Here is a 26,673-nt window from a genome sequence, read left to right on the forward strand (position 1 = left end):
GCTATTCTATGTAACCTTTGCACTGAATGACAGTACCGGAAGTTAAGGAGCTGTCAACGCTTGATAAATCCGTCCGAAACCTCAATCCTAGGAACATTAGTTCGCAAGGTTACAGCACCGACTCGCAGTTAATCTGAATCGCACTCAACCAGAATCAAACAAGGGAGTTGCCATGAACTTCAGCCTGAGCAGTAAATCGATCACCAGCACCAAGGCCGATTGTCTCGTCGTCGCCCTTCCTGAAAAAGGCAACTGGCCTGACACCACCACCCAGGCGGATGAAGCTCTGGGAGGTCTGATAAAGAAACTGGAGAAGTCCGGCGACATCACCGGCAAAAACGCCACCACCACAATGATCCCGGTTGATGACCAGCCATGGAGCCGGATTCTGGTGATTGGTACTGGCAAGGACAGCGATCGTACACCGGCCAATTATCGCAAAGCCCTGATCGCCATGATGGGACAGCTGAAGGATGGCGCCTCGAAAACCGCACTGATCGCCCTGGCGGATACGCCCGTAACCGGCGACGACGCGGTAACCTCTGAAAGCGCACGCCTTAACCTGATTGGCCGAACCCTCGAGGAACAGCTTTACACGTTCAATGAGTTCAAGAGCGAAAAGCCCAGTGCGCGCAAGCTGAATAAAGTGGTTGTGGCGGCATCAGGCGCTGGCAAGGCACTGAAAGATGCCTTCAATCTCGGACTGGCTACCGGTCGCGGTATGAACTTCACCCGCGATCTGGGGAACACACCACCGAATGTTTGCCACCCCTCCTGGCTGGGCGAGCGCGCCGAACAACTGGCCAAGGACCATGACGTCATCAAGACCGAGATCCTTGACGAGAAACAGATGAAAAAGCTGGGCATGCACAGCCTGCTGTCGGTTTCCGCAGGCAGCGCGCAACCCGCCAAGCTGATCGTCATGGAATACCGTGGCGGCAAGGCCAAGGACAAACCCTACGTCCTGGTCGGTAAAGGCATCACCTTCGATACCGGCGGTATCAGCCTCAAGCCAGGCGAAGGCATGGATGAAATGAAATACGACATGGGCGGTGCCGCTGCCGTATTCGGCGCCATGCAGACGATTGCCGAAACCAAACCGAACATCAACGTCGTCGCGGTGATCGCCGCTGCCGAAAACATGCCCAGCGGCACCGCAACCCGCCCTGGCGACATTGTCACTTCTATGTCGGGGCAGACCATCGAAATCCTCAACACCGACGCCGAAGGCCGCCTGGTGTTGTGTGACGCCCTCACCTACGTGAAAAAGTTCGACCCAGAAGTCGTCGTCGACATGGCTACCCTCACCGGTGCCTGCATCATCGCCCTGGGCAACCACGCTACCGGCCTGCTGAGCAATAACGACGAACTGGCCAACGAACTGCTGGCCGCAGGTGAACGCGCCGGCGACCGCGCCTGGCGCCTGCCGCTGTGGGACGAATACCAGAGCCAGCTCGACAGCAACTTTGCCGACATGCAGAACATCGGCGGCCGCCCTGCCGGCACCATCACCGCCGCGTGCTTCCTGTCGCGCTTCACCAAGGAATACCGCTGGGCCCACCTCGACATCGCCGGAACCGCCTGGAACTCCGGCAAAGCCAAAGGCTCCACCGGCCGCCCGGTACCCATGCTGGTCGACTACCTGATGTCCCATGCAGGAAAATAAACCCGAAAACCGCCCGGAACCCGGCAGCACCGCTGCCGGTCCCTCCGGACAGGGCGACCGCAACCAACGATACTGGTTCCACATCCTCGCCCAGAACACCCCCGCCGCCCGCAACCTCCACGCTGCCAAACTGGTGGACAAAGCCTGGCAACAGGGCGACCGCGTGTGCGTCGTCTGCGACACCGCACGTCACGCAGAAGAACTGGACGACCTGCTGTGGAACTTCAGCCCGGACGCGTTCATTCCCCACAGCGTTGTACCCGACTCCGCCACCACCTGCACCGACCCCGTTGGCATCCTGCTTTGCCCGCCGGTGGCTGAGGACTGGGATACAGTGATCATCCTATCGGCTACCCTGCCGGCAGATGCCGATCGGTTCAAGCGACTGGCTTTAGTTGCTCACAATGATCCGAATGTTCTCAATCAGGCGCGGTCGCACTTCAAGCAGCTGAGGGCGCTGGGGATCGAACCGAAGGTGCATGATCAGAGGAAACGGGGATAAGTTCGGCCCCGGTTGTCGGGTTACGCTGCGCTAATCCGACCTACGTTTGCAGCTGCCCTGGAACTCCCGCGAAATGCAAAATGTCAGATCTGCGGAGTCGGAACAGGCTTCCCAAAAATTTCGAAGGCCATGGATGGCCTGAGAGAAGCGCACATGGATGTGCTCGTAGCGGTTTTTGGGAAGCCTGTTCCGACTCCGCAAGGCACCAAATCAGCAGGCTACGTGCATACAGAGGTTCGCCGCAGCGAGGGCGAGCATGTATAATCAGGCGTCTTAATTTTCCCTTGTGAATCAACCAAACGGTCACCAGCAGAAACCCATGGAAAAAACCTACCAGCCAGAAAACATCGAGCGCCAGTGGTACGAGAACTGGGAATCCAAAGGGTACTTCCGCCCCAGCGGTGAAGGCCAGTCCTACAGCATTGCCATCCCGCCGCCCAACGTCACCGGCAGCCTCCACATGGGCCATGCGTTCCAGCACACCATCATGGACACCCTCACCCGCTACAAACGCATGCAGGGCAACAATACCCTGTGGCAGGTAGGCACCGACCACGCCGGCATCGCCACGCAAATGGTTGTTGAGCGCAAACTGGCAGCCGAAGAAGGCAAAACCCGCCACGACCTGGGCCGGGAAGAATTCATCAAGCGCATCTGGGACTGGAAAGATCATTCCGGCGGCACCATCACCCGCCAGATCCGCCGCCTGGGCAACTCCGTAGACTGGGACAACGAACGCTTCACCATGGATGACGGCTTCTACAAAGCCGTACAGGAAGTGTTCATCCGCCTGTACGACGAAGGCCTGGTCTATCGCGGCAAGCGCCTGGTCAACTGGGATCCGAAACTGCACACCGCCATATCCGACCTGGAAGTGGAAAACAAGGAAGAAAAAGGCTTCTTCTGGCACCTGCGTTACCCGCTGGCTGACGGCGCCAAAACCCAGGACGGCAAAGACTACGTCGTCGTGGCCACCACCCGCCCGGAAACCATGCTCGGCGACACCGCCGTGGCGGTACATCCGGACGACGAGCGCTACCAGCACCTGATCGGCAAACACGTCATGCTGCCGCTGGTGAACCGCCGCATTCCGATTGTGGCCGATCACCACGCCGATCCCGAAAAAGGCTCTGGCTGCGTAAAGATCACCCCGGCCCACGATTTCAACGATTACGCCGTTGGCAAACGCAACAACCTGCCGATGATCAACGTCATGACCCAGGATGCCAACATCCGGGCCATGGCCGAAGTCTTCAACAGCGACGGCACCGAGAACAACGAACTCGATGGCACCATGCCCGCCGCCTACGCCGGCCTGACCCGGGAAGATGCGCGCAAAGCCATCGTCGCGGATCTGAAAGAAGCCGGTCTGCTGGAGCGCGAAGAGGACCACGTGCTGAGCGTGCCTCGTGGCGACCGCTCCGGCCTGATCATAGAGCCCATGCTGACCGACCAGTGGTTTGCCGACGCCAAGACCCTGGCCAAGCCTGCCATCGAAGCGGTGGAAGATGGTCGCATCCAGTTTGTCCCCAAACAGTACGAAAACATGTACTTCGCCTGGATGCGTGACATTCAGGACTGGTGCATCTCCCGCCAGCTGTGGTGGGGTCACCGGATTCCGGCCTGGTACGATGCCGAGGGCAACATCTACGTGGGGCGCAGTGAAGAGGAAGTGCGCCAGAAGCACAACCTGGCCGCCGACCTCGAGCTGAACCAGGACGACGACGTACTGGACACCTGGTTCAGCTCCGCCCTGTGGACCTTCGGCACCCTGGGCTGGCCGGAAATCACCGAACGCCTGAAAACCTTCCACCCGACGGACGTGCTGGTCACCGGCTTCGACATCATCTTCTTCTGGGTTGCCCGGATGATCATGATGACCATGCACTTCATGAAGAACGAGGACGGCACCCCGCAGGTACCGTTCAAGACCGTCTACGTCACCGGTCTGATCCGCGACGAACACGGCGACAAGATGTCCAAGTCCAAGGGTAACGTCATCGACCCGCTGGACATGATTGACGGCATCGGCCTGGACGACCTGCTGGAGAAGCGTACCGGCAACCTGATGCAGCCCAAGCTGGCCGAAAAGATCGGCAAGCGCACGAAGAAAGAGTTCCCGGAGGGCATTGCTGCCCACGGCACTGACGCCCTGCGTTTCACCCTGGCCGCCATGGCCACCACCGGCCGCGATATCAACTGGGACATGAAGCGCCTGGAAGGCTACCGCAACTTCTGCAACAAGCTGTGGAATGCCGCCCGTTACGTGCTGATGAACACCGAAGGGGAAGACTGCGGCGTCAACGACGAGCCGGTGGAACTTTCCCTGGCAGATCGCTGGATCATCAGCGAGCTGCAGAAGTGCGAGCAGGATGTCACCCGCCACCTGGAACAGTACCGTTTCGACCTGGCCGCCTACGCCCTGTACGAGTTCATCTGGAACGAGTACTGCGACTGGTATCTGGAACTGTCCAAGCCGGCATTGAGCGATGATAATGCCAGCGCGGAGGCCAAGCGCGGCACCCGACGCACCCTCGTGCGGGTACTGGAAGCCGTTCTGCGACTGGCCCATCCGATCATGCCGTTTATTACCGAGGAAATCTGGCAGCGTATTGCGCCGCTGGCAGGAAAATCCGGTGACAGCATCATGTTGCAGCCCTTCCCGCAACCGGACAGCAGCAAGCAGGACGCGGCTGTGGCAGCGGACATCGAATGGCTGAAGGGGGTTATCGTTGCCGTCCGCAACATTCGTGGCGAGATGAACATCTCCCCGGCGAAGAAAATCCCGGTACTGCTGCGCGGCAAAGACGCCGAAGACAAACGCCGCATGGACGACAACCGCCAGTTCCTGAGCTCACTTGCCAAGCTGGAAAGGCTGGAATGGTTTGAAGGCAACAAGGCACCCATGTCGGCCACTCAACTGGTCGGAGAAATGGAAGTACTGGTCCCGATGGCCGGCCTGATTGACAAGGACGCCGAACTGAAGCGCCTGGACAAGGAGCTGGAGCGCCTGCAGAAAGAGATTGGCCGCCTGGAAGGCAAGCTGGGCAATGAGAAGTTCACCGCCAAGGCCCCTGCCGAAGTGGTCGAGAAGGAACAGGAAAAGCTGCGGGATGCGCAGGGCAGCCTGACCCGCCTCAGTGAGCAGCGGGCTGACATCGAGGCCATGTAACCCATGGCCGACGCCCGGCATCAAGCACAAAGCGCTCCCGGGAATGGCCGGATAGCGATTCTCGGGGCCGGCTCCCTCGGTCGGCTCTGGGCCGCCCTGCTCCCCGCAGGAACGACCACTTTCATCCCTCGCCAGTATGGTTCGGAAAAAAATGATCCGGGCCTGACATATCGCTTTCAAGACAGGCACGGGTACGAATACCCGATCTCAGTGCCATTACTGGACTGGAGCACCGAATCCCCCGGCGCGGTAATCGTCACCACCAAAGCGGGTGACACGCTGGGGGCGCTGGAAGCCAACCTGCCGAACCTGAAACCATCCGTTCCCGTGGTGTTATTCCAGAACGGCATGGGTAGCCAACAAGCTGTTGCTGAACGATGGCCTGACCGCCCCATCATGGCCGCCAGCACGACCGAGGGCGCCAATCGCCCCGATGCGCGGACAACGGTTCATGCCGGCGAGGGAGAAACCTGGATCGGCGCCCTGACAGCCAGCGCATCACCACTTGTTGCCGGCGTCGTCGCTCAATTGAATGCCTCTGGTCTGGTCATCCATGAAGAACCGGGCATTCTGAAGCGGCTCTGGGGCAAACTGATCATCAATGCCGGGATCAACCCGTATACCGCCATTCTCGATTGCGCCAACGGGGACATACTCGACGCACCGCTATTCCGGAACACTGTTGGGGCGCTGTGTCTTGAGCTGGTGAGTGTGATGCACCATGAGGGCCTGTCTCCCCCATCTCCGGAAGAGATGCAGGCGCAGATCGAAGCCGTTGCCAGAAAAACCGCGAAGAACACCTCGTCCATGTGCAGTGATGTGCACCGGGGCAAGCCCACGGAAATCGACTACATCAACGGCTATATTGTCAGCCGGGCACGTGCCCATAACCTTCCGGCACCAGTGAACCAAATGCTGACGGAACGGGTAAAACTTCGGACAGCGACACAGCAAGAAACTAAACCGGACACTCCAGGAGCAACCTGATGGGCAACCGCCTTTCCAAGATCTATACCCGCACCGGCGACGACGGCTCGACCGGTCTTGCCGACGGCAACCGCATTGCCAAGAACGCACAACGGGTTGAAGCGATGGGAACCGCTGATGAGCTGAACTGCCATCTTGGACTGCTAATTGAGTGCCTGGAGAGCGATGACGGCCTGGTGGAAACCCTGCGTCGGATACAGCACCATCTGTTTGACCTGGGAGGGGAGTTTGCCATTCCGGGCAGTCACATGATTGGCGATGAACACATTGAGTGGCTGGAGGCGACTCTCGATCAGCACAACGAAGATCTGCCACCATTGAAGAACTTCATCCTTCCCGGTGGCACGCCGGCGGCTGCCCAGTGCCATCTCGCCCGATCCGTGTGCCGCAGAGCGGAGCGAGTTGTTGTCGCCCTCAGTCATGAGGACTCGATAAACGCCGCGTCCCGACAGTATCTCAACCGATTGTCTGATCTGTTGTTCGTGGTCGCCAGGGTTCTGGCGCGCCGGGGTGGCGGAACGGAGATCCTGTGGGAACAGAAAAAGTCCGGCCTCTGAGGCCGGACCTTGAGCATCAGACCTTGAACGCCTCCACCAGGCGTTGAAGGGACGCGGTCAGCTCCGACATCTGTCGCGCCGAGCCCAGCGTCTCGTCCGCGTTCTCGGCGGTGACCTGCCCCAGATCGCTTATCCGTTCAACGTTCGTGTTGACGTTCTTGGCCACCGCTGATTGCTCCTCAGCCGCCTGGGCAATCTGATGACTCATATCCACGATCGTGGAAATACCGCCGGCAATGCGATCCAGTGCTTCGGTGACTTCTGAAGATTTTCGAACCGTTGTCTCAGTGACATCATGGCTGTTGGTCATGGCCCCAACGGCATCCTTTACACCGTTCTGCAACCGGGAAATCATGCCTTCGATTTCCTCGGTGGACTTGTGGGTCCGCTGGGACAAAGACCGGACCTCGTCAGCCACAACCGCAAACCCGCGCCCATGTTCACCAGCACGCGCAGCCTCAATGGCGGCATTCAACGCTAACAGGTTGGTTTGCTCAGCAATGGCCTTGATCTCAACCAGCACCTGACTGATGTTGTCGCTGTCTGCACTCACGCGGTTGATCACTTCCACCGCACCGGAAATCTCGGTTGCCAGGCGATTGATGGTTTCCACCGTGTCCGCCACCACCTGGCGACCGGCCTCCGTATCACGCTCTGCGGTACCCGCACTGTCAGAGACCCTGTGGGCGCTCTCAGTAACCTCATGAACCGCCTCCACCATCTGGGTCATGGCCTCATTAATCTGGCCGGATTCGTCCATCTGGTGAGCGACAGCCTCACTGTTGGCCGTAGCCGTATCTTTTACCCGGATGGCCTGCTGATCTACATCCAGGGTTGTGCGGCCCACCGAGCGAATCAGGCCCGCGATGCGGTCCGTCATGTTATTGAACTCAGTCGTCAACTCACCAAGCTCATCACGGTTATCAAGCTGAATGTGCGCTGTCATGTCACCGGCGGCCACGGTCCTTGCCGCCTCACTGAAGCGGTTAATTGCCGTACGCACCGACATGAAAAATCCTATATACAGGTAGACCACGACCAGCAAAACAAGAACCAGGGCAACAATGATCAGCTGCCGCTGCCGCATTTCTCCCTGCAACCTGGCCGACATGTTGTTTCCCACCACATCAAAGACGGTCTCGGTCAACGCGTCGTAGTGTGCAAGCTGCTTCGCCACCAGTGCATCAAATTCCTGCCACGGCATTTCGAGACGCATGGGGGTGATAATCTTGACGTCCAGTTCATCCCTGACAACCGACAGACTGTCAGTGATGCTATCCATGGTGTCACCGGCTTCCGCCGCCAGTTCCGGAGACGCATTCCTGGCGACAGACAAAGCGGGGGCCAGCAGTGAAGCGCGGTTTGTCAGGGCATCGTATATCTCGTTAAGCGCCTCACTCAGGTTATATCCCACCTGCCCGTCTACCAGCGCATAGGTCCCGAAAGCCCTGGCACGACCAATGACGTGGCGTGCCTCCGGAAGAGATTCCCTCAACAGGCCCAGCAGCAACAGATTCTCGCGGGACGAATCCTGCCCCATGCCGGAAATCTCAATGGTTGCCGACTGTATGGCCCGAACCTTCTGGACAAATTCCTGATAGTACTTGAACTGCGGGTCAAGGTTGCTCTGGTAACTGTCCTCGCGGCGCAAGGTCTCCCACTCTTCCTGCAACTGAACCAACTGCTCATTCCAGTTACCGGAAACATCGAATGCCAACTCGCGGGTAGCCAGGTCTTTCAGGATACGGCTGATGGTCTCGGCAGCCTGGTCGGATTTTGCCAGGAGCTCAGAATTATCCCGGACCTTTGCGGGGGCACGATAGTCCCGGTAATCAAATGAGGCATTCAGCAGGCGATCCACTTGCTCCAGTTGTTCCAGTCCCTCGACACTCCGGGTCATGGTTTCCACGGATCGGTTCAGTTCGCCGATCACCAGCCAGGAGAGACCACCAATGGGAAGCAGGAACAGCACGCTGATCAGGCTGAACTTGTAGAACATCGGCAACCGGTTCATCAGCGCGACTGCTGGATTGATAAATTGCTTCACTGTTTGCCCCTGCCAGGTTTTTCAAAGAAAGGATGATTTATTCTTTGTTTATATTGTCGCCTAAAGTATTAAAAACTTTAGGCCTTATTGTTGTTATTCTGTAAATTCCTGGAAAAATCGGGACGTCAAACCACCCCGGCAATCACCAACAGGGCGATGCCACACACCCACACCAGCATGCTTCGGTTCAGCAAATCACGAATAGCTTTCAGACTCCTGCCACCGAATGCAGTCCACTCGTCCGGATGAATCCTGGCAAAACGCGCGGGATCCAGAGCGTATCCGGTCAGTGCGCCATTGGCCGCCTGGATTAACATCCGGTCGGCTGCCAGCCCGGAGGAAAACAACACGCCCCGGGCCGTCTTCAACCAACCCGCGAGATCCCCCGCCAAACCAAAAGTACAGGCAAGCAGCCGTGCGGGTAGCCATTTCGCCAGTCCGGCGATGCGGGCATAGCGTGGACGCGCAGCCGCCTGCGGCCAATGTTCCTGTAATGCCACCAATCCCCTGGCCAAAAAAGCCAGACCAATACCACCCACCACGTACCAGAATGCCACCAGGAAGAAACGTTCAAACACGGCAACCAACAGTTGTTTGGACAACGCCCGATGCATTTCATCCGGCGAAACCGCCTGCCCTCGCTCGTCAGCGGGCAGGCAATCCTTGATATGATGCCAGGCTGCCTGCATGTCCCCCCTACTCCAGGCCTCACTGTATGCCCTGAGTAGAGGCTTCCATCCCGGCGCCCCCATCAGCCCCAGCAACAACAGAAATTCCAGCGGATACACCGCCATGCGCCAGCCATGGGCAGACGCCGTCCAGACCAGCCCCACCAGCAGCAATGCCGGCACAAGGACCCGCAACAAGCCCCAGCGGATCTCCATTTCATGACCAGCCTTCGCCGCGCGGCCGGAGTGGAACCATACTCGCCACACCCGATCACCGGACAATGTGTCGGACAGATCCAGCCGACGACGGACCAGCCAGGCCAAGAGAAACACCACCAGCACCATCAGGGCATCTCCCGGGTCATTGCATCCAGATCGGACAAACACTGGTGGTAGTAATCCCAGTCAAATGCCGGGCCGGGGTCGGTTTTGCGGCCCGGCGCTATATCACAGTGACCGGTAATCCTGTCTGCAGTGATCCTGGGCCACGCCTGCATGATCAGCTTCGACAGTTCCGCCAGCCGAGCGTACTGCGCCGGCGTATAGGGAATATCATCGCTCCCTTCCAGCTCGATACCGATGGAGAAATCGTTGCATTCCTCTTCGCCACGAAAACAGGAGCGCCCGGCGTGCCAGGCCCGCTCCAGCAGGCTGACAAACTGTACAACGTCACCATCACGCCGGATCAGGGCGTGCGCGGATACCTTGAGCTCAGCAATGGTTTCAAAATAGGGGTGTTCAGAGGCATCCAGACAATTACAGAAGAACCGCTCAATAGCATTTCCGCCGAACTGGCCCGGGGGCAGGCTTATATTATGAACAACGAGCAGCGATATATTGGCGCCCTCGGGCCTCGGCCCGAAATTCGGCGATGGACACCAGCGCACTCCGGAAATGCGACCGGTCTCGCGCAAATGGCTGATGGAATCGTGGCTACAAAGGATAGCGTTCTGGCTTTGAATCGAGTCAGGCAAGGTAAATCCAGCAGGTTTGTCGCTGTTGATATTTGCACTGATTGAAGCACAAAGTTGCCCGCGTTGCTACGGCGGGTCAATCCTTGCGGCTGCTGCGCAGGTTATCAATAATCGACTCCAGCGCACGGTCAAAGATCAGACCATCGTCCAGCATCGTGATCTCCTTGCAAGCCATGGCCTGAGCCAGAGATTCCCTGTGATACTCGGCCACTTTCGCACCACTGCGATTGACAAAGATGTACTTACCAGTTGCCTTGATAAAGGCCGCCAGCTTGCAACGGATCTTGGTGGCGTCCCTGGTCAATTCGATCCAGGAGCCCACTCGCAGGGTATCCGCGCGATCAAGCCAGGCCGCTTCCACCTTCGGTTCAGCCGCGACTTCCGTTTCAGCCACAGCCTCCTCGACTGCGGGCTGCCCCCCGGACAACTCGGCTTCGCGACGGGCGTTGACGGCGTCAGCCGTTTGTTCGCCAGTGACATCCCGGGACGTGGCGGCTTTGGACGTCACTAATCGCTGGAAAACATCAACATGGGCCAGTTCAAGATCACGAATAGCCGCGTCCGTAGCAAACGGATCCCAGGAGATTTCCTGAAGCGCATGGCGCAGGTCATCCACAATCGAGGGAATGGACCGCAACAGATCAGTACGGGTACTGTCAGTCACAGGCCGGGGGTCCACACTCCAGACCAGTTTGCGCGTCAATTCAACGGCAGACGCCCAGCCGTCGCTGCCCTCTCCCTCTCTGAGCACCTTCCACTGCAGGTACTTGTTCCAGGCTTCCCGCATCAGATTGCTGACTGGGTCCGGCAGGTCCCGCCCCGCCGTTATGTCATCCAGCATCTGACGGGCGGCCTGCGCTGCCCGTTCCTGTTTCGCGCGGCCCTCTTCCGCATCCCTCAGGCGTTGTTCCACCAGTTCCCTGCGCCGACGGTCAAGGTCCATGAAATGACTGAAATCCGAGAGCAACTCGCCAAACAAATCTACATTATCGGTAAATTCATTCAGAACCCGATTCACCACGGATTCGATCTTCTCTCTCAGGGGATCCCGCTGGCCATTTTTCTTTTCAGTCCAGCCAATGGCTGACAGGGCCAGCTCATTGAGAAGCTTGCGAACGGGGTGTCCGCCCCGATTGAAAAAGTTCTTGTCACTGAGGGCAACTTTCAGGACCGGAATCTGCAAACGGCCAATCAGGGCCTTCATGACCGGATGCAACTGACGATCTTCCAGGATGAAATCAAACAGCATGGACACCAGGTTGATCACGTCGCTGTCCACCTGACCTACATTAGCCGCCCGGCCATTGTCGATTGTCAGTACGGGTTGCAGCTGTTCAGCCAGCGAAACCACTCGCCCCTGAGCCCAGTCCCCGGGCAAAGACTGAATTTCATTCAGTCGTGCCATAAGGTCCCCGGTATCCAGAAAACCATCACCACCAGTAAAGCTTTGTCCCTCGCTGCTGCGCCCCTGATGGAGCAGCGCACTGAGTTCAGAAAAGGTTCCTCCTGACTGACTGGCTGATGAAGTGCCTGCAACGCCCTGGGCACTTTTAGCGTCAGCGGCCCGCGCCGGCTTGGAAACCTGCTCAGACTTTGACGGGGACGGGCGCGAACTATCGCCAACAGGTGGGCGCTTCATATCCGGCAGCACACCCTCGGCAATCAGCGTGCGGTTCGCTGCCTGATAAAAATCGCCGAGGGTATCGGCCAACAAGCGATCAAACAGTTTCAGCACCACCAGCTTGGCGCGAATATCTATTTCCAGGTCTGAGCAGGCTTCGGCCAGGCCACCACAGATCACTTCAGGACTCAGCGGCATCTGGCTGTCACTGAGCCGTACAGAAGGTACCAGGTGGTGTACCCGCGCATTCAGCATGCGGATGGCATTCGCATGCCTGCTACGCAATTTGCTGACCAGGCTTTCAATGGCCACGCGCTGTTCCAGCTCTGAGTGATCCAGCAGACTTAGTGAATCCTGATCAACTTCATCCAGACTGGCGCTGGTTCTGGCATTGTCGGGGTGGAACTTGCCAATATCATTGAAGGCACGACTGATGTACTGGAGAATGGAGACGGTCATCAACTTGCGGCGCAGCCGCAGTTCACGCATGGCATCAAAGTAGGCGGTCTGGTCCTGAGTCGAGCCGGCTTTATCGGCGAGCTCGAACAAAGCATCGTCCGAGTTGTCAAAAAAACCCGCCAATACAGACTTCAGCGACTGCCCCGATGCGTCACGCAGTCGCACCAACGCATGGGGCAAGGCAAACCGGCCGCCGGGTACCCGTGCTGAAAAACTGACCACCTTGCTTTCCTGCGCCATTACGCTACTCCGGGTAGTAAGTGACAAACCAATCGACTCTGCTTCACTGCATATCCTATGTCGTTTCAACGTCACCTTGTGTCAGATTTTGTCACCTTTTGTGACCAGTAGATTCAGTTCACACTTTAGCAGGCAATCAGGTTCCCGTTTGGCGATTCTGCTGGCTGGCTATAGAATCACGCCCCAGATACTGACAACTCTCTTTTTTACCGGACTGTTACCATGATCCCAGCTGAACTGCTTCGCCAATCCCGTGTTGAATCCGTCGCTCACAGTCTGCGAGAAGATATAGGCGATGGAGACATCACGGCACAGCTAATCCCGGCGGACAAAATCAGCACTGGCCGCGTAATTACCCGTGAAACCGCTGTGATCGCAGGGGTCCAATGGGTCGACGAAGTGTTCCGCCAGGTAGATCCATCCCTTGAACTGACCTGGCACGTTAAGGACGGCGACCACGTTGAGCCCAACCACGTGCTGTTCAGCTTCCAGGGGCCGGCACGGGGCCTGCTGACTGCCGAACGGGCGGCCCTGAACTGGCTACAAACTCTCTCGGGAACAGCAACCGCCTGCGCAGCGTTGGCGGAACAGGTTGCTCACACCGGCGTTAAATTGCTGGACACACGCAAAACACTTCCCGGTTTACGTCTGGCACAGAAATACGCGGTAAGCTGCGGCGGCTGTTACAACCACCGTATCGGCCTGTGGGACGCCTTTCTGATCAAGGAAAACCATATCGCTGCCTGCGGCTCCATTGCCCAGGCAATCAGCGAAGCACGTCGCATCGCCCCCGGGCGACCCGTAGAGGTAGAAACCGAAAATCTGGACGAGCTGGATCAGGCACTGAAAGCAGGTGCCGACATCATCATGCTTGACGAGTTTTCACTGGAGGACATGGCCAGGGCTGTCACCATCACGGCTGGCAAGGCAAAGCTGGAAGCGTCCGGCGGAATCAACGCCAACACCCTGGTCCCCATCGCGGAAACGGGCGTTGATTATATCTCCATTGGCGCATTGACCAAGGACATCCGGGCCGTCGACCTTTCCATGCGCCTTGACTGAGATCGCTTCAGGACTGTCCCGACAACAACTGGTCCATGACCTCCAACTCCCGAATCAGGCCCTCCCCTGGTTCGGAGCGCCCACGGAAATGCTCCTCTGCCATGGGCGCAATGCCCGATACCGACGGTAGAGGGTGATCAGCCTCAATAAGGATCTTCAGGCGAGCAACAAACACAAACTGCAACCACTGGGTGAACTCCAGAGTGTCGATACAGAATGGCTGGGTGCTATGAAAAGCCTCGGGGGGCGGTGCTTCGCTCTCCCACACCCCAATCTGGCGAAGCTCCATTTCTATTCTGAGCAGACTGTCTGCAACTTCGGCAATCTGAGCGGATGACTGTGACATAAACTCCCCGAAATCAGTCCGCAAGGGGCTCCAGTTCCACGGCCTCGCCATGCAACACCCGGAACAGGTCTTCGTACTGCCTGGTTAATGCGTGTTTCGGGGCCATGTGAATCAAGGGCTGCCGACTCTGATGGGACTCCTTCATTTTAACGGAGCTCGACAACCGCACCGGCAACATGGGCAACCCCTCTTCGGTCAACTCACGGACCAATTGCTTCGGCAGACTTGCGCGGGGCTGGAACTGGTTGGCGATAATGCCCTCGACCACCAGGTCCTCGTTATGATCTTCCTGCAGATCGCGGATTTCATTGAGAATATTGTAAAGCGCCTGACGGGAGAAATCGTCGCAGTCAAAGGGAATAAGGCATCGCTGAGCGGCGATCAACGCTGAGCGGGTATAAAAATTCAGGGCCGGCGCCGTATCGATGTATATGGCGTCGAATGACTCCTCAAGTTTCTTCAGCGCTTCCCGGAGCTTGTAAATTTTGTGCTTGGCTTCCAGCTTCCGCTCAAGGAAATCCAGTTCGGGGCTCGAAGGCATCACAAAAAGATTATTAAACGGCGAGGCGTGAACAAACTCGTCAGGACGACGGTTGAATACCGTAAAGGCAACCGTTTGCTCCAGCATATCGGCCACGGTATCTTTCAGGTCAGCCGCAGGTTTGCCCAGAAGATAATGTGTAGAGTTACCCTGGGGATCCAGATCCACCACCAATGTCCGCTTCCCCCGGGCCGCACTGATAGCCGCCAGGTTACAGGTAATGCTGGACTTACCGACACCACCTTTCTGATTGAAAACGACTCGCCTCATCTCTTCCCCCCGAAGTATCTCTGCGGCATTCGACGCTTGTCGAACCTGCTGTTTCTGATGTTATTGTAAATATTTCAAGCCCTTCACCAGCCCATAACGGACTTGACGAAGGGTATGGTCAACCTGCGCTGGGCCTGCAGGGAGTTCTCATCGAGGCGATCAAGGATCGCCAGCAGCTCCCCCAGTCTGCGCGGTGCACGGCGCAAAATAAAACCAGCTACGTCATCCCCCATGACCAGTCCGCGCTTCTCCGCTCTGGCCATCAGGATTTTCAGGCGATCATCGTCCCGGTAAATTCCCAGTTGGATCAACAAGCCATGAGCAAGCCGTGACACCAGGTCAGGCAACACAAACGGCAGGGAACCCGGCACTTCCGACAGACTGACGACCAACAAATGGCCGTTATCGAGTACGCGATTGTACAGATGAAACACCGCCTCTTCCCAGTCTTCCCTACCCGCGATCAGGTCGACATCATCCAGACAGATCAGAGCCTGATTCTCAAGACCCGACAAGGCTTCTGGCCCAAATGGCAACAGCTCCTGAATGCTGACACAAACCACTGTATCGCCCCGGCTTTCGAGGAAGTGACAGGCAGCCTGTAAAAGGTGGCTTTTTCCGGTATCCGAATCGCCGCACACTGCCACGACCGGGACCCGATTCAGGTCACCGCAAATAGCTTCCAGGCGGACAGCCGCCTCGGCATTCCGGTCACCATGAAAATTATCAAATCGCGCGTCATCCCGGAGTTTGACCCCCAGAGCCATCTGTGACGAACTCACTGTCGCTTTGCCCTCCAGGCCCGAACGCTCCAGACGATGAGATAGTGCCCTCCACTGATAATCGCCGAAACTGCCACCAGAAGAATGCCCACTTCCAGCACCCAGGGCGGCATGGGCAATCCTGCAAGCAGGACAATGATTGCGAGTACCACCAGAATCTGAATCAGTGTATTGAATTTCCCCGGGATACTGGGCTCCATATCAAAGCGACCGACACCATAATGATACGCCAGCCCGCCAATAACAATCAGGATATCCCGACCGAGCACCAGGGCAAACAGCCAAAGCGGAAAGACCTCCGTCCATGTCAGCATAAGGTAGGCTGTGATGAGCAGAGCCTTGTCTGCCAGAGGATCCGCTATGGCCCCCAGGCGGGATTTCCAGTTGAACTGCCTGGCGAGAAAGCCATCAAAGGCATCCGAGGCAGCCGCTATAAAAAATATCCCCAAAGCCAGGCGGTATTCGCTGGCCAGTAGCGCGGAGGCAAATGGAACAATCAGCACGAAGCGCAAAAACGTCAGGGCATTGGGTATCCAGCGCCACCGTTCTGACATTAGCAGGCTCCCTCTACCCTTGAGTTACTCGGCATCATCCGTACTGATCACCGATGCTGGCTGCCAGCGATAATGGAGAATTTCATAGAGCGATTCAAAAGTCTCCTCGGCCTCCTCACTGCCACTCAGAAGCGGCTGGTAGGAATACAGCGGATCTGACATGGCATCCGGAGCTTCCTGCACCGTGCCGACTGTAGGCTGTTCCGGGCTCTGCTCCGCAGAAGGCTGCGCGACTGGCTCACTGCTCAGCACTTCTGCGCTGGATAACGGAACGAAGCGCGTATCCAGTGCTATGTATTCCCGAAGTTGTTCAAGCTCACCCGAAAATGCAACCCTGAGGGTGAGCTTATCCCCGGCAACCCTGGAAGCCCCCACATCCTGCACTGGAGTCAGATTATCCAGTACACCGATAATGTTGCCATAGTCCTGCAAGGTGCTGACACCCTGAACAATAATTTCGACCCGGGGCAAATCTCCAACATCACCGGCGGCCACTGCGTAACGACTGGCAAAGGCGTCAGCCCAACGATCAATGACCTTTTCGGCCAGCTCACTCTCGGTTCCGGCGGTCACGGACTGCTCACCTTCGTCCATCCCCATACCGTCGAAAATCCAACCGGCGCGCCACTGGCCTCCGGAACGGCTCACCCGAACCAATGCCATCAGATCATGATCGAGCGCTTCGGAAGCCGATTTCACACGACGGGTAAACTGCCCCCAGATATCCGACAGCAGTTCACGGTCACCCGCTATTGACCTGGGCGGAAGATTGATTGGCAATCCACGATCAGCAGCGGCCTGACGGAAGGCCGCAGACCATTGGCTGTCCGCACCATCAGTATCCGCACCGGAAGTCAGCAACGCCCGGGAGCCCCGCTCCTCGACCGCAATCCAGGCCAGCGTCAGGGGCCGGTTTGCCCCCCAAACCGGGGCGTCGACCGATGCGAGCGCCCTGTTCACTCCCACGGCACCGAAACTCATCCGCAGGCGATCACCGTCTTCGCCGCGAAGCAATTGATAAGACTGAAGCAGGGACTCGGCGTCATCAAGAAGCGATTGCACGCCTGTTTTACTGCCAATATTGCTGCTTCCGGATACCCGGATAAAGACCTTTTCGAGGCCATCGGCGTACCCTTGACGGAGTTCACCGGGCTGACCTCCCGCAACAGGTACCTCCACCGTATACAGTCCGCTCACGGTCACTGCCCCGGCGGGAAAGGCCGCCAGTAGCGCCAGAGCAGCGGCTAACGGCAAGATGCGCCGAAACATACGCGCTGCCCGTGTCGAAATTCGTCCTGATAATGACATGAAACACCCTGCAATTCGCCTGAATGGCGCATAGGATACACCAAGGCCCAAGTTGTGAGTAGCTAAGGGGGATTTCGGAAAATCAATTTGGAGCACCACCGCTCACCTGTTAAAATCCGGCGCCTGACCCACTGGCCAAACGGTTAAGCACACCATGAGCGAACAGAAGCCCTCCCTCACTTATCGCGATGCCGGCGTTGATATCGACGCAGGTAACGAACTCGTCAACCGCATCAAGGACACCGCTGCCCGCACGCGTCGCCCGGAAGTGCTTGGAGGTCTGGGCGGTTTTGGCGCCATGGTGTCCATTCCCGCCGGTTACCGTGAACCGGTACTGGTATCCGGCACTGACGGCGTTGGTACAAAGCTTCGGCTGGCCATGCAACTGCAAAAACACGACAGCATCGGCATCGATCTTGTCGCCATGTGTGTGAACGATCTCGTGGTCGGCGGTGCCGAGCCACTGTTCTTTCTCGATTACTACGCCACTGGCAAGCTGAACGTCGATGTTGCCGCTCAGGTGGTCGAAGGCATCGGTGAAGGCTGTGAGCAGGCGGGCTGCGCGCTGGTGGGCGGCGAAACCGCTGAAATGCCGGGGATGTACGAAGGCGACGACTATGACCTGGCCGGATTCTGTGTCGGTGTGGCTGAGCGCAGCGAAATTATTGATGGCAGCCGGGTACAGAATGGCGATGCGCTTATCGCTCTGGGGTCCTCAGGCCCGCACTCAAACGGTTATTCACTCATTCGCAAAATCATTGAAGTCAGCAACGCCGACCTTAGCCAGCCCCTGGGCGACAGCACCCTGGCTGACGCACTGATGGCGCCCACACGCATCTACGTCAAGAACCTGCTGCAACTTTTCCGTGAAGTGGATGTACGCGCACTGTCCCACATTACCGGTGGCGGCTTGCCGGAGAACATTCCCAGGGTGCTGCCGGACGGCTCTGTTGCCGCCATCGACACCTCGAGCTGGACCCTCCCACCGGTCTTCCAGTGGCTTCAGAATGCCGGAGGTGTTGCCAGCGAGGAAATGTATCGCACCTTTAACTGCGGCGTCGGCATGATCGTCTGTGTACCTGCCAATCAGAAAGACCTCGCGCTCGACACACTCAACTCCATGGGCGAAAAAGCCTGGCAGATTGGCATCATCGAAAACGCAGACGATGCCTCCGCCAAATCTGTCGTCCGCTATGCTCCGGGGCTGCTTGCCGAATGAATGCCGATCCAGCACCAAAGCCCCGCATTCTGGTTCTCGCCTCTGGCAGCGGAACCAACCTTCAGGCGTTGATTGATGCCAGCCGCGAACGGGACTTCCCGGGACAGATTGTGGCCGTTGGCTGCAACCGCCCGCAGGCATTTGCGCTGGAGCGTGCAGCCCAGGCCAATATCGATACGTTTGTGGTGAACCACAAGGATTATGAATCACGGGAAGAGTTTGATGGCGCGCTGATGGCGGAAATTCGCCGCCACAACCCGGATCTTGTCCTTCTGGCCGGGTTCATGCGCATCCTGACAACCGATTTTGTACGCGCATTGCGGGGCACCATGCTGAACATCCACCCCTCGCTACTTCCCAAATACACCGGGCTGAATACCCACCAGCGCGCGCTTGAAGCTGGTGACAAGGTACACGGCGTTTCAATCCATTTCGTGACCGAGGAACTGGATGGTGGCCCCGTCATTGCCCAGGCAGAAGTCACGATCGATCCGGATGACACCCCGGAATCCCTCGCGGAAAAAGTTCAGGCAAAAGAGCACCTGCTCTATCCGATTGTGGTTCGCTGGTTCTGCGAGGGACGCATCCAGCTTGGCAGCGACTACGTCCTGTTTGATGGCGAACTGCTGAAACAACCCATGCGACTACCTGATGAGCGGGTAACTCACTAAACAGATTGTCATCCTCCCGAATGAACGTACAGGCTACACTGGTCACATCATGTAGCCGTGCGCAACAGGAGTGAACCATGACTGCACCCATCCGGGTCAGATTGCCCGCCGTCTTTATCGCCTGGGTGACGATAACGCTTTTGCCCACCCCGGCTTGTGCGCAGGACGCGCAGGACAGTGCCGGGGCCCCTCAGCAGCAATCTCGCACCCAGACCACGGAATACCCTCCGCTCCTTCCGCTGAAGGCCAGCTATAACGCGTCCATGGACAAAGGCATTACCCTGAGCGGCACCGCCAGCCGAAGCCTGATCAAGCAGGAGGACGGCACCTGGCTCTATCGAACCGATGTCGACTCCTTTATCGCGGATATCAGGGAATCTCTGATCCTGCGATGGGAGAACAATCAGGTCGTTCCCATCCGATATCGTTATGAACTGTCAGGCTTCCTGATCAGGGATCGCGCAGAGGCGATTGACTTCGACTGGGACAAGGGAGTTGCGACCGGCCATCACGAGGGTGACCGGTTCTCTCTGGAACTTGAAGAGGGCGCCCTGGACCCAATGGGCTACCAGCTCCAGCTCCACCAGGACCTACGCGCAGGCAAGACAGAAATGGTGTACCGCGTAGTCGACGAGGGTGACTATGACACTGACCGCTTTGCGGTCGTTGGCGAGGAAATCCTGCAAACAGACCGGGGCGAGATCGCTACAGTCAAGGCGGAGAAAGTCCGCGACGACAGCAAACGCCAGACCCTGATGTGGTTCGCCCCGGACATGGAACACCTGTTGATTCAGCTATTGCAGGTTGAGCCGGATGGCGGCCGCTATAAAATCACCATCGATAAGGCAGACATCCGCCGCTAGCCTTGCTGGGCAGCCCACACCGCTTTGACTTCATCCGCAATAATGCGCAAACCTTCCGCTACCCGCTCGTCGTCCTGGGAGTATGTGACCCGCAGGCACTCGTGACGGTGCTTCCAGCTTTCATCCGGCAATCCCGGGAAAAAATAATGACCGGATACCACTAACACGCCCCGAGCCTTGAGGCGCTGATAGAGCTCCAGACTGCTGATCGGCAAATCCGGGAACCATAGCCACAGGAACATAGCCCCCTCGGGTTTGTGAACATACCAGTGGCAACCAGCGTCACCCATGGCTTCCCGGAAAACAGCCACTGCCCTTTCCATCTTGGCCTTATAAAACGGGCACACCACATCCCGACTCAGGGACAGAATCTCACCGGAGCGCACCATAGGCTCCGCCAGCATGGCACCGAAGCTACCGGTGGCCAGGTTCATGATGGCATTGATGCCGGAAAGCGCCTTGATGACCGGCTCGGAGGCAATAACAATCCCCGTGCGGGCTGCCGGCAGACCGAGCTTGGACAAGCTCAGGCAAAGAATGACCTGTTCATTCCAGGTCGGCGTCGCGTCCACAAACAAAAGGCTCGGGAACGGGGTACCGTAGGCGCCATCCACGATAAGTGGCACATCGTGCTGGCGAGCCAGCTGTTCAAGCCTGGCCAACTCTTCGTCGGTGATGACGTTGCCGGTTGGATTGGTGGGCCTGGATACGCAGATTGCGCCGGTTTCTCCGGTCACCTCGACCGCATCAAAATCCACCCGGTACTTGAACTCATGGGCGTCGGTGAACGAGATATCCGGCTGCACGGCATGGAACAGGCCCGGCTCGATACCAGCGTCCGCGTAACCGATGTACTCCGGCGCCAGCGGCAGCAGGATGTGTTTTTTGAGGCCGTCGCCGTACTCTCCGCCGAACATATTGAAGAGCATGAAGAAGGCGGCCTGGCTGCCATTGGTGAGCGCGATATTCTCGGGCTTGAGCCCCCAGCCATACTCGCGGTTGAGCAAATCCGCCAGCGAGGCGATAAACTGCTTTTCGCCCTGGGGTGGATCGTAGATTCCCACCAGGCGACGCATGTCCGCCGGTGTCTGACAGATATCCGCCAGTATTTCCTGAACCCTCTGCTGAATTTCCGGGATATGTCCCGGGTTACCTCCCCCCATCATGATCATATCGTCGCCAGAGGCCAGCGCATTACCCAGGTCATCCATCAATGAGGTAATGCCGGCATCGGCGGTGAATTTCCGACCAAAAGCTGAAAGTTTCATGAGGCTTCCCAAATTTAACAGGGGGTTACGGATTCAGTGTAGGACAGGAGCGACACAATCGCAGACTAACGGTTCAGCCTTCCAGAGAAACACCCAGGTTGCTCACGCCATCGTTGGCCGCCTGCTGGCGCAAGCGCTCGACAAACTGACTGGTGGGTGTGCGCTGGCGCTTGAGGTCGAGCACCAGATCCCGCTGGAATGCCTTGTCTTCCTTCATGAGCGGGTGCTGGTCCAGCAGCCTGACCAGCTCGTCCTCATCGAGATCGTCGCCTTCGGACATTTCCACGAAGTTCATGACGGTTGTGGTGGCGATCCCGGAGGCTTCGGTTGCCCGGTGCTTGCCCGGATTGAGCCGGTTCAGCAGCGCCTGTTCCAGCAACTGGCAAAAATCAAACGCCGGATAGACACCGTAGGCATCGTAGGCATTCACGTCCGGGGACAGGGCTTCCAGCTTCGCCAGTAACTGTGGGATAGCCGCTTCCGAGGCATCCTTTTGCAGCATGTCCCAGGCCAGGTCCATGAGCTGGCGCATCTTGGCACCGGTTTTCAGTTCCACCGCATCTGCAAACAGGGCGTAATTGGGAAAGGAGCGTTCCGCCAGTGCCAGCAGGAAAGCGCATTCCCGCCAGCCCTGGAGTTGTGAGACCGCTTTGAGAAACTGATTGGCGTTCAAGTCAGCCTCCGGTATTGCTCGGAAAATCGGCAGGATTTTCTCATGTCTTGGGCAACGTTACGCCGGTCTGGCCAAGGTATTTGCCGCCCCGATCCTTGTAACTGGTTTCGCAGATTTCGTCGGACTCGAAGAACAGCATCTGGGCCACGCCTTCGTTGGCGTAGATTTTCGCCGGCAGGTTGGTGGTGTTGGAAAATTCCAGGGTCACCTGACCTTCCCACTCGGGTTCCAGCGGGGTGACGTTGACGATGATGCCACAGCGTGCGTAGGTGGATTTGCCCAGGCAGATGGTGAGTACGCTGCGGGGGATGCGGAAGTATTCTACGGTCCGCGCCAATGCGAAGGAGTTTGGCGGGATGATGCAGACGTCACCGGTGTAGTTCACGAAGCTGTTGTCGTCGAAGTTTTTGGGGTCGACGGTGGCTGAGTGGACGTTGGTGAATATCTTGAATTCGTTGCTGCAGCGTACGTCGTAGCCGTAGCTGGAAGTGCCGTAGGAGATGACACGGCCTTTTTCGGTTTCACGGACCTGGCCGGCCTCGAAGGGCTCGATCATGCAGTGTTCTGCGGACATCCGGCGAATCCACTTATCGGATTTGATGCTCATGGGTGAAGGTCTCGTATCCACTGGGAAAAATTGACGCCGTAGTTTACCTGTTACTTGGGAGGCTGTCGAAGCCTCTGGGGGTTCCGCCCTTAGGCCTGTGAGTGCGGGGGTTGCGGCGTCAGGCCGTCCGTTCCAAAAACCGCTACAAGCACATCCATGTGCGCTTCTCTCAGGCCATCCTTGGCCTTCGAAATTTTTGGAACGGACGGCCTGACGCCGCGGTCGTACTTCCGTGTTGTCCGCTACTAATCGACGAATCTAGTGCTCGGTTACCGATACGCTGGAGATTGATCCGCTCAGGTTACGCTCTCTGGTGGACAGCTCTGCCCCAACACGACGGGCAATATCCCGGTAACGGCGGGCCACTTCCGAGTCCGGTTCGGCGACCACGGACGGGATGCCGCCATCAGTCTGTTCGCGGATAGTCATGTGCAGAGGCAACTGGCCAAGGAGCGTTGTGTCGTATTCCTCGGCGATGCGTTCGCCGCCGCCGTGACCGAACAAGGGCTCTTCGTGGCCGCAGTTGCTGCAGATGTGGACGCTCATGTTTTCCACTACGCCCAGCACCGGAATGTCGACTTTGCGGAACATTTCGATGCCTTTTTTGCCGTCCAGCAACGCGATGTCCTGCGGGGTGGTGACGATGACGGCGCCGGTGACGGGGACTTTCTGGGCCAGGGTGAGCTGGATGTCGCCGGTGCCGGGGGGCATGTCGACGATGAGGTAGTCCAGTTCGTTCCACAGGGTCTGTTGCAGCAGTTGCATGACAGCACCGCTGACCATGGGGCCACGCCAGACCATGGGGGTTTTCTCAGTGACGACGAAGGCCATGGAGTTGGCCTGCAACCCGTGGGCTTCCATGGGGACGAAGTATTTGTTTTCGCGGGTGTCGGGGCGTTTACCTTCGGGCACGCCGAGCATCATGCCGATGCTGGGGCCGTAGATGTCGGCGTCGAGGATACCGACTCTGGCGCCTTCGGCCTGCAGGGCCAGGGCGAGGTTGACCGCGGTGGTGGATTTGCCGACGCCGCCCTTGCCGGAAGCCACGGCAATGATGTTTTTCACGCCAGGCACTGAGGGCAGGTCTTTCTGGACTTTGTACGAGTGGATTTTCTGGCCAACGTGGACGTCGGCGCTTTCAACGCCTTCGACGTCTTCCAGGGCGTGGGTGACCAGTTGTTTCAGCGCGCCAGCAATGCCTTTTGACGGGTAAGGCAGTTCCACCATGAGGGTTACTTTGCCGTTGTCGTCGGCGGTCAGGGACTTGACTGCGCCTAGGTCGTATAGGTCCTGGTTGCGGTATGGGTCACGGTACTCGCGAACCGCCGCCTGCAGGGCCTGTTCTGAAATCTGGGTCATCGGGTTCTCCGGAATAAGCTCATGCTTGATTTGAAGCACGGAAACAGGTGTTTCGGATGAAAAATATCTGTCCGGAAGGTATCATCTGTGCCCGTTTCTGGCCATACAGAGTCTTTACCCGGATCAAGGGGTATCTCTGTTTCACTGATTAACGCCAAATCCTTATTCATTAAAGGTTCGGATATCAACATGACGCAAGCGAGTTCAAAGCAACAGCGCGATATTCTGGTCACCAGCGCCCTGCCTTATGCCAATGGCCCCATTCACCTGGGTCATCTGCTGGAATACATTCAGACGGACATCTGGGTGCGTTACCAGAACATGCGAGGCCAGAACTGTTACTACGTTTGCGCCGACGATGCCCATGGTACCGCGATCATGCTGCGTGCCGAGCGTGAGGGCATTACGTCCGAGCAACTGATCGATCGCATCCGTGAGGAGCATCAGCAGGATTTCCGCGGTTTCCATATCCGCTTTGACAACTATTACACCACGCATTCCGAGGAAAACCGTCAGTTCTCGGAATATATTTACCGGCAGCTGCAGGAAAACGGGCACATTGCGACCCGCAAGATTACCCAGTCCTTTGATCCGGAAAAGAATATGTTTCTGGCGGACCGGTTTATCAAGGGCACCTGCCCGAAATGCAAGACCGAGGACCAGTACGGCGACAACTGCGAAGCCTGCGGTGCGACCTATACGCCAGCCGAGCTGATTAATCCGCGCTCTGCGGTGTCCGGTGCCACGCCGATCGAGAAAGAATCCGAGCACTATTTCTTCAAACTACCGGACTTTGCGGATTTCCTGGCGAAGTGGACCCGTAGCGGCACCCTGCAGCCGCAGGTGGCCAACAAACTGGCCGAGTGGCTGGACGCAGGCCTGCAGGAGTGGGACATCAGCCGCGATGCGCCCTACTTCGGGTTCGAGATTCCGGACGCTCCGGGCAAGTATTTCTATGTCTGGCTGGACGCACCGATCGGGTACCTGGCCAGCTTCAAGAACCTGTGCAACCGGGAAGGCATCAACTTCGAGCATTTCTGGAAAGCGGATTCCACGGCCGAGGTGTACCATTTCATCGGCAAGGACATTATCAATTTCCACGCACTGTTCTGGCCGTCCATGCTGCACGATGCCGGTTTCCGCACGCCGACAGCGGTCTGGGCCCACGGCTTTGTCACCGTTAACGGCAAGAAGATGTCCAAGTCCCGGGGCACGTTCATCATGGCCCGCACCTACCTGGACCATCTGAACCCGGAGTACCTGCGTTATTACTTCGCCGCCAAACTGACCAGTGGCGTGGATGACATGGACCTGAACCTGGAGGACTTCGCCTCGCGGGTGAATTCGGACCTGGTCGGCAAGGTGGTCAATATCGCCAGTCGCAGTGCCGGCTTTATCACCAAGCGTTTCGATGGCCAGCTAGGCAAGGTCACCGAGCACGACAAGCTTAAAGAGTTTATCGATGCCGGCAACGACATCGCCGACTTTTATGAGGCCCGTGAGTTTGGCCGCGCCATGCGTCGCATCATGGAACTGGCGGATATCGCCAACCAGTATGTAAACGACGAACAGCCGTGGGTGATTGCCAAGCAGGAAGGTCAGGAAGACAACCTGCAGGCTATCTGTACCAACGCCATCAACATGTTCCACCTGTTGATGACCTATCTGGCCCCGGTGCTTCCGGAAACCGCGAAAGCCTCCGAGGCGTTCCTGAATGCGCGTCTCGACTGGAATAACCGCGGCGAGCGCCTGGAAAACCACGGTATCAACAAATTCAAGCCGCTGATGAACCGCGTGGATATGGCGCAGATCGAAAAAATGCTGGACGCGTCCAGGGAAGAAATGCCCGCAGCGACCGCGAAACCCGCTGAGACCGCCAATCTCGAACCGGTCGCGGAAGAGATAGAATTCGGAGACTTTGCGAAAGTGGATCTTCGGGTCGCAAAGATTGTCAAAGCGGAACATGTGGACGGTGCCGACAAACTGCTGCGGCTGACACTGGATATCGGGCATGGTGACCGGAACGTGTTTGCTGGTATCAAATCCGCCTACAAGCCCGAGGAACTGGAAGGCCGTCTGACGGTTATGGTTGCCAACCTGAAGCCGCGTAAAATGAAGTTCGGAATGTCCGAGGGTATGGTTCTGGCAGCCGGTCCCGGCGGCAAGGACATCTTTATCCTGTCACCGGACTCCGGGGCCACCCCGGGCATGCGGATCATGTAAGGCACCTGCGTAAAGGCAGCGTGATGGAGCAAAG

General features: G+C 57.7%; 23 protein-coding genes. 10 read left to right on the forward strand and 13 right to left on the reverse strand.

Features of this window, described 5'->3' with window-relative positions:
- Positions 1 to 172 precede the first annotated feature (172 nt).
- The 5 genes from Q0Y21_RS11295 (at position 173) to Q0Y21_RS11315 (ending at position 6,884) form a co-directional block, all read left to right on the forward strand.
- Positions 173 to 1,666, forward strand: coding sequence for a leucyl aminopeptidase (locus Q0Y21_RS11295; RefSeq protein ID WP_297795171.1), 1,494 nt, complete (start codon positions 173 to 175; stop codon positions 1,664 to 1,666).
- Positions 1,653 to 2,168, forward strand: coding sequence for a DNA polymerase III subunit chi (locus tag Q0Y21_RS11300; protein ID WP_297795174.1), 516 nt, complete (start codon positions 1,653 to 1,655; stop codon positions 2,166 to 2,168). Before Q0Y21_RS11295 ends, Q0Y21_RS11300 begins: the two co-directional genes overlap by 14 nt.
- A gap of 319 nt (positions 2,169 to 2,487) precedes the next feature.
- The gene (locus Q0Y21_RS11305) at positions 2,488 to 5,340 is read left to right on the forward strand and encodes a valine--tRNA ligase (protein WP_297795177.1); all 2,853 of its coding nucleotides are present in this window, start codon (positions 2,488 to 2,490) and stop codon (positions 5,338 to 5,340) included.
- A gap of 3 nt (positions 5,341 to 5,343) precedes the next feature.
- Complete coding sequence (locus Q0Y21_RS11310; protein WP_297795180.1) at positions 5,344 to 6,327, forward strand: ketopantoate reductase family protein; 984 nt, start codon at positions 5,344 to 5,346, stop codon at positions 6,325 to 6,327.
- Positions 6,327 to 6,884 carry a cob(I)yrinic acid a,c-diamide adenosyltransferase gene (locus Q0Y21_RS11315; protein WP_297795183.1) on the forward strand — a complete coding sequence of 186 codons (558 nt, stop codon included), beginning with the start codon at positions 6,327 to 6,329 and terminating at the stop codon, positions 6,882 to 6,884. Before Q0Y21_RS11310 ends, Q0Y21_RS11315 begins: the two co-directional genes overlap by 1 nt.
- Positions 6,885 to 6,900: 16 nt before the next feature.
- Here the strand turns inward: Q0Y21_RS11315 and Q0Y21_RS11320 are convergent, their stop codons facing one another.
- From Q0Y21_RS11320 to Q0Y21_RS11335, 4 genes are all read right to left on the reverse strand, one after another.
- Positions 6,901 to 8,931 (reverse strand): methyl-accepting chemotaxis protein, encoded by a 2,031-nt coding sequence (locus Q0Y21_RS11320; RefSeq protein ID WP_297795186.1) that lies wholly within the window; start codon positions 8,929 to 8,931, stop codon positions 6,901 to 6,903.
- Positions 8,932 to 9,056: 125 nt separating this feature from the next.
- Positions 9,057 to 9,944, reverse strand: coding sequence for a histidine kinase (locus tag Q0Y21_RS11325; protein WP_297795189.1), 888 nt, complete (start codon positions 9,942 to 9,944; stop codon positions 9,057 to 9,059).
- Positions 9,944 to 10,522: a 1,6-anhydro-N-acetylmuramyl-L-alanine amidase AmpD gene (gene ampD, locus Q0Y21_RS11330; protein WP_297795419.1), complete on the reverse strand. Its 579-nt coding sequence runs from the start codon at positions 10,520 to 10,522 to the stop codon at positions 9,944 to 9,946. Before ampD ends, Q0Y21_RS11325 begins: the two co-directional genes overlap by 1 nt.
- A gap of 127 nt (positions 10,523 to 10,649) precedes the next feature.
- Complete coding sequence (locus Q0Y21_RS11335; RefSeq protein WP_297795191.1) at positions 10,650 to 12,893, reverse strand: DUF1631 domain-containing protein; 2,244 nt, start codon at positions 12,891 to 12,893, stop codon at positions 10,650 to 10,652.
- Between the two features lie 222 nt (positions 12,894 to 13,115).
- Here Q0Y21_RS11335 and nadC point away from each other — a divergent pair, with 222 nt between their 5' ends.
- Complete coding sequence (gene nadC / locus Q0Y21_RS11340) at positions 13,116 to 13,955, forward strand: carboxylating nicotinate-nucleotide diphosphorylase (RefSeq protein ID WP_297795194.1); 840 nt, start codon at positions 13,116 to 13,118, stop codon at positions 13,953 to 13,955.
- A 7-nt stretch (positions 13,956 to 13,962) separates the two neighbouring features.
- Here the strand turns inward: nadC and Q0Y21_RS11345 are convergent, their stop codons facing one another.
- The 5 genes from Q0Y21_RS11345 to Q0Y21_RS11365 all read right to left on the reverse strand — a co-directional run bounded on the left by Q0Y21_RS11345 (position 13,963) and on the right by Q0Y21_RS11365 (position 17,717).
- On the reverse strand, positions 13,963 to 14,301 hold the full coding sequence (locus Q0Y21_RS11345) for a YqcC family protein (protein WP_297795197.1): 339 nt from the start codon (positions 14,299 to 14,301) through the stop codon (positions 13,963 to 13,965).
- Between the two features lie 13 nt (positions 14,302 to 14,314).
- Entirely contained in the window at positions 14,315 to 15,112 is a 798-nt protein-coding gene (locus Q0Y21_RS11350) for a ParA family protein (RefSeq protein WP_297795199.1), read from the reverse strand.
- 83 nt (positions 15,113 to 15,195) lie between these two features.
- Positions 15,196 to 15,894, reverse strand: coding sequence for a DnaA regulatory inactivator Hda (gene hda / locus Q0Y21_RS11355; protein WP_297795202.1), 699 nt, complete (start codon positions 15,892 to 15,894; stop codon positions 15,196 to 15,198).
- A complete protein-coding gene (locus Q0Y21_RS11360) occupies positions 15,891 to 16,448 on the reverse strand; it encodes a CDP-alcohol phosphatidyltransferase family protein (RefSeq protein ID WP_297795205.1) in 558 nt (185 codons plus the stop codon). The genes hda and Q0Y21_RS11360 overlap by 4 nt, the downstream gene beginning before the upstream one ends.
- Positions 16,449 to 16,472: 24 nt before the next feature.
- On the reverse strand, positions 16,473 to 17,717 hold the full coding sequence (locus Q0Y21_RS11365; RefSeq protein WP_297795207.1) for a DUF2066 domain-containing protein: 1,245 nt from the start codon (positions 17,715 to 17,717) through the stop codon (positions 16,473 to 16,475).
- A gap of 193 nt (positions 17,718 to 17,910) precedes the next feature.
- On the opposite strand from Q0Y21_RS11365, the gene purM reads away from it, so the two are divergent.
- From purM to Q0Y21_RS11380, 3 genes are all read left to right on the forward strand, one after another.
- Entirely contained in the window at positions 17,911 to 18,975 is a 1,065-nt protein-coding gene (purM, locus tag Q0Y21_RS11370) for a phosphoribosylformylglycinamidine cyclo-ligase (RefSeq protein ID WP_297795210.1), read from the forward strand.
- A complete protein-coding gene (purN, locus tag Q0Y21_RS11375) occupies positions 18,972 to 19,646 on the forward strand; it encodes a phosphoribosylglycinamide formyltransferase (RefSeq protein ID WP_297795213.1) in 675 nt (224 codons plus the stop codon). The genes purM and purN overlap by 4 nt, the downstream gene beginning before the upstream one ends.
- 77 nt (positions 19,647 to 19,723) lie before the next feature.
- Complete coding sequence (locus Q0Y21_RS11380; RefSeq protein WP_297795216.1) at positions 19,724 to 20,509, forward strand: DUF3108 domain-containing protein; 786 nt, start codon at positions 19,724 to 19,726, stop codon at positions 20,507 to 20,509.
- Here the strand turns inward: Q0Y21_RS11380 and Q0Y21_RS11385 are convergent.
- From Q0Y21_RS11385 to apbC, 4 genes are all read right to left on the reverse strand, one after another.
- Positions 20,506 to 21,777 carry a valine--pyruvate transaminase gene (locus Q0Y21_RS11385; RefSeq protein ID WP_297795219.1) on the reverse strand — a complete coding sequence of 424 codons (1,272 nt, stop codon included), beginning with the start codon at positions 21,775 to 21,777 and terminating at the stop codon, positions 20,506 to 20,508. The genes Q0Y21_RS11380 and Q0Y21_RS11385 overlap by 4 nt on opposite strands.
- A 73-nt stretch (positions 21,778 to 21,850) precedes the next feature.
- Positions 21,851 to 22,450: a YjaG family protein gene (locus tag Q0Y21_RS11390; RefSeq protein ID WP_297795222.1), complete on the reverse strand. Its 600-nt coding sequence runs from the start codon at positions 22,448 to 22,450 to the stop codon at positions 21,851 to 21,853.
- 40 nt (positions 22,451 to 22,490) lie between these two features.
- The gene (dcd, locus tag Q0Y21_RS11395) at positions 22,491 to 23,057 is read right to left on the reverse strand and encodes a dCTP deaminase (RefSeq protein ID WP_297795224.1); all 567 of its coding nucleotides are present in this window, start codon (positions 23,055 to 23,057) and stop codon (positions 22,491 to 22,493) included.
- Between the two features lie 258 nt (positions 23,058 to 23,315).
- Positions 23,316 to 24,416 carry an iron-sulfur cluster carrier protein ApbC gene (apbC, locus tag Q0Y21_RS11400; protein ID WP_297795227.1) on the reverse strand — a complete coding sequence of 367 codons (1,101 nt, stop codon included), beginning with the start codon at positions 24,414 to 24,416 and terminating at the stop codon, positions 23,316 to 23,318.
- A gap of 189 nt (positions 24,417 to 24,605) precedes the next feature.
- Here apbC and metG point away from each other — a divergent pair, with 189 nt between their 5' ends.
- Positions 24,606 to 26,639 (forward strand): methionine--tRNA ligase, encoded by a 2,034-nt coding sequence (metG, locus tag Q0Y21_RS11405; protein ID WP_297795230.1) that lies wholly within the window; start codon positions 24,606 to 24,608, stop codon positions 26,637 to 26,639.
- The last annotated feature ends 34 nt before the right edge of the window (positions 26,640 to 26,673 follow it).

Source organism: uncultured Marinobacter sp. (genome assembly GCF_947259545.1).
In the GTDB taxonomy this organism is placed as follows: domain Bacteria; phylum Pseudomonadota; class Gammaproteobacteria; order Pseudomonadales; family Oleiphilaceae; genus Marinobacter.

Bases quoted from the DNA above. Each gene is read 5' to 3' on its own strand.
- Q0Y21_RS11295 (WP_297795171.1), top strand. From the start codon at position 173: ATGAACTTCAGCCTGAGCAGTAAATCGATCACCAGCACCAAGGCCGAT.
- Q0Y21_RS11300 (WP_297795174.1), top strand. From the start codon at position 1,653: ATGCAGGAAAATAAACCCGAAAACCGCCCGGAACCCGGCAGCACCGCT.
- Q0Y21_RS11305 (WP_297795177.1), top strand. From the start codon at position 2,488: ATGGAAAAAACCTACCAGCCAGAAAACATCGAGCGCCAGTGGTACGAG.
- Q0Y21_RS11310 (WP_297795180.1), top strand. From the start codon at position 5,344: ATGGCCGACGCCCGGCATCAAGCACAAAGCGCTCCCGGGAATGGCCGG.
- Q0Y21_RS11315 (WP_297795183.1), top strand. From the start codon at position 6,327: ATGGGCAACCGCCTTTCCAAGATCTATACCCGCACCGGCGACGACGGC.
- Q0Y21_RS11325 (WP_297795189.1), bottom strand. From the start codon at position 9,944: ATGGTGCTGGTGGTGTTTCTCTTGGCCTGGCTGGTCCGTCGTCGGCTG.
- Q0Y21_RS11335 (WP_297795191.1), bottom strand. From the start codon at position 12,893: ATGGCGCAGGAAAGCAAGGTGGTCAGTTTTTCAGCACGGGTACCCGGC.
- nadC (WP_297795194.1), top strand. From the start codon at position 13,116: ATGATCCCAGCTGAACTGCTTCGCCAATCCCGTGTTGAATCCGTCGCT.
- Q0Y21_RS11345 (WP_297795197.1), bottom strand. From the start codon at position 14,301: ATGTCACAGTCATCCGCTCAGATTGCCGAAGTTGCAGACAGTCTGCTC.
- Q0Y21_RS11350 (WP_297795199.1), bottom strand. From the start codon at position 15,112: ATGAGGCGAGTCGTTTTCAATCAGAAAGGTGGTGTCGGTAAGTCCAGC.
- Q0Y21_RS11360 (WP_297795205.1), bottom strand. From the start codon at position 16,448: ATGTCAGAACGGTGGCGCTGGATACCCAATGCCCTGACGTTTTTGCGC.
- Q0Y21_RS11365 (WP_297795207.1), bottom strand. From the start codon at position 17,717: ATGTTTCGGCGCATCTTGCCGTTAGCCGCTGCTCTGGCGCTACTGGCG.
- purM (WP_297795210.1), top strand. From the start codon at position 17,911: ATGAGCGAACAGAAGCCCTCCCTCACTTATCGCGATGCCGGCGTTGAT.
- purN (WP_297795213.1), top strand. From the start codon at position 18,972: ATGAATGCCGATCCAGCACCAAAGCCCCGCATTCTGGTTCTCGCCTCT.
- Q0Y21_RS11380 (WP_297795216.1), top strand. From the start codon at position 19,724: ATGACTGCACCCATCCGGGTCAGATTGCCCGCCGTCTTTATCGCCTGG.
- Q0Y21_RS11385 (WP_297795219.1), bottom strand. From the start codon at position 21,777: ATGAAACTTTCAGCTTTTGGTCGGAAATTCACCGCCGATGCCGGCATT.
- dcd (WP_297795224.1), bottom strand. From the start codon at position 23,057: ATGAGCATCAAATCCGATAAGTGGATTCGCCGGATGTCCGCAGAACAC.
- apbC (WP_297795227.1), bottom strand. From the start codon at position 24,416: ATGACCCAGATTTCAGAACAGGCCCTGCAGGCGGCGGTTCGCGAGTAC.
- metG (WP_297795230.1), top strand. From the start codon at position 24,606: ATGACGCAAGCGAGTTCAAAGCAACAGCGCGATATTCTGGTCACCAGC.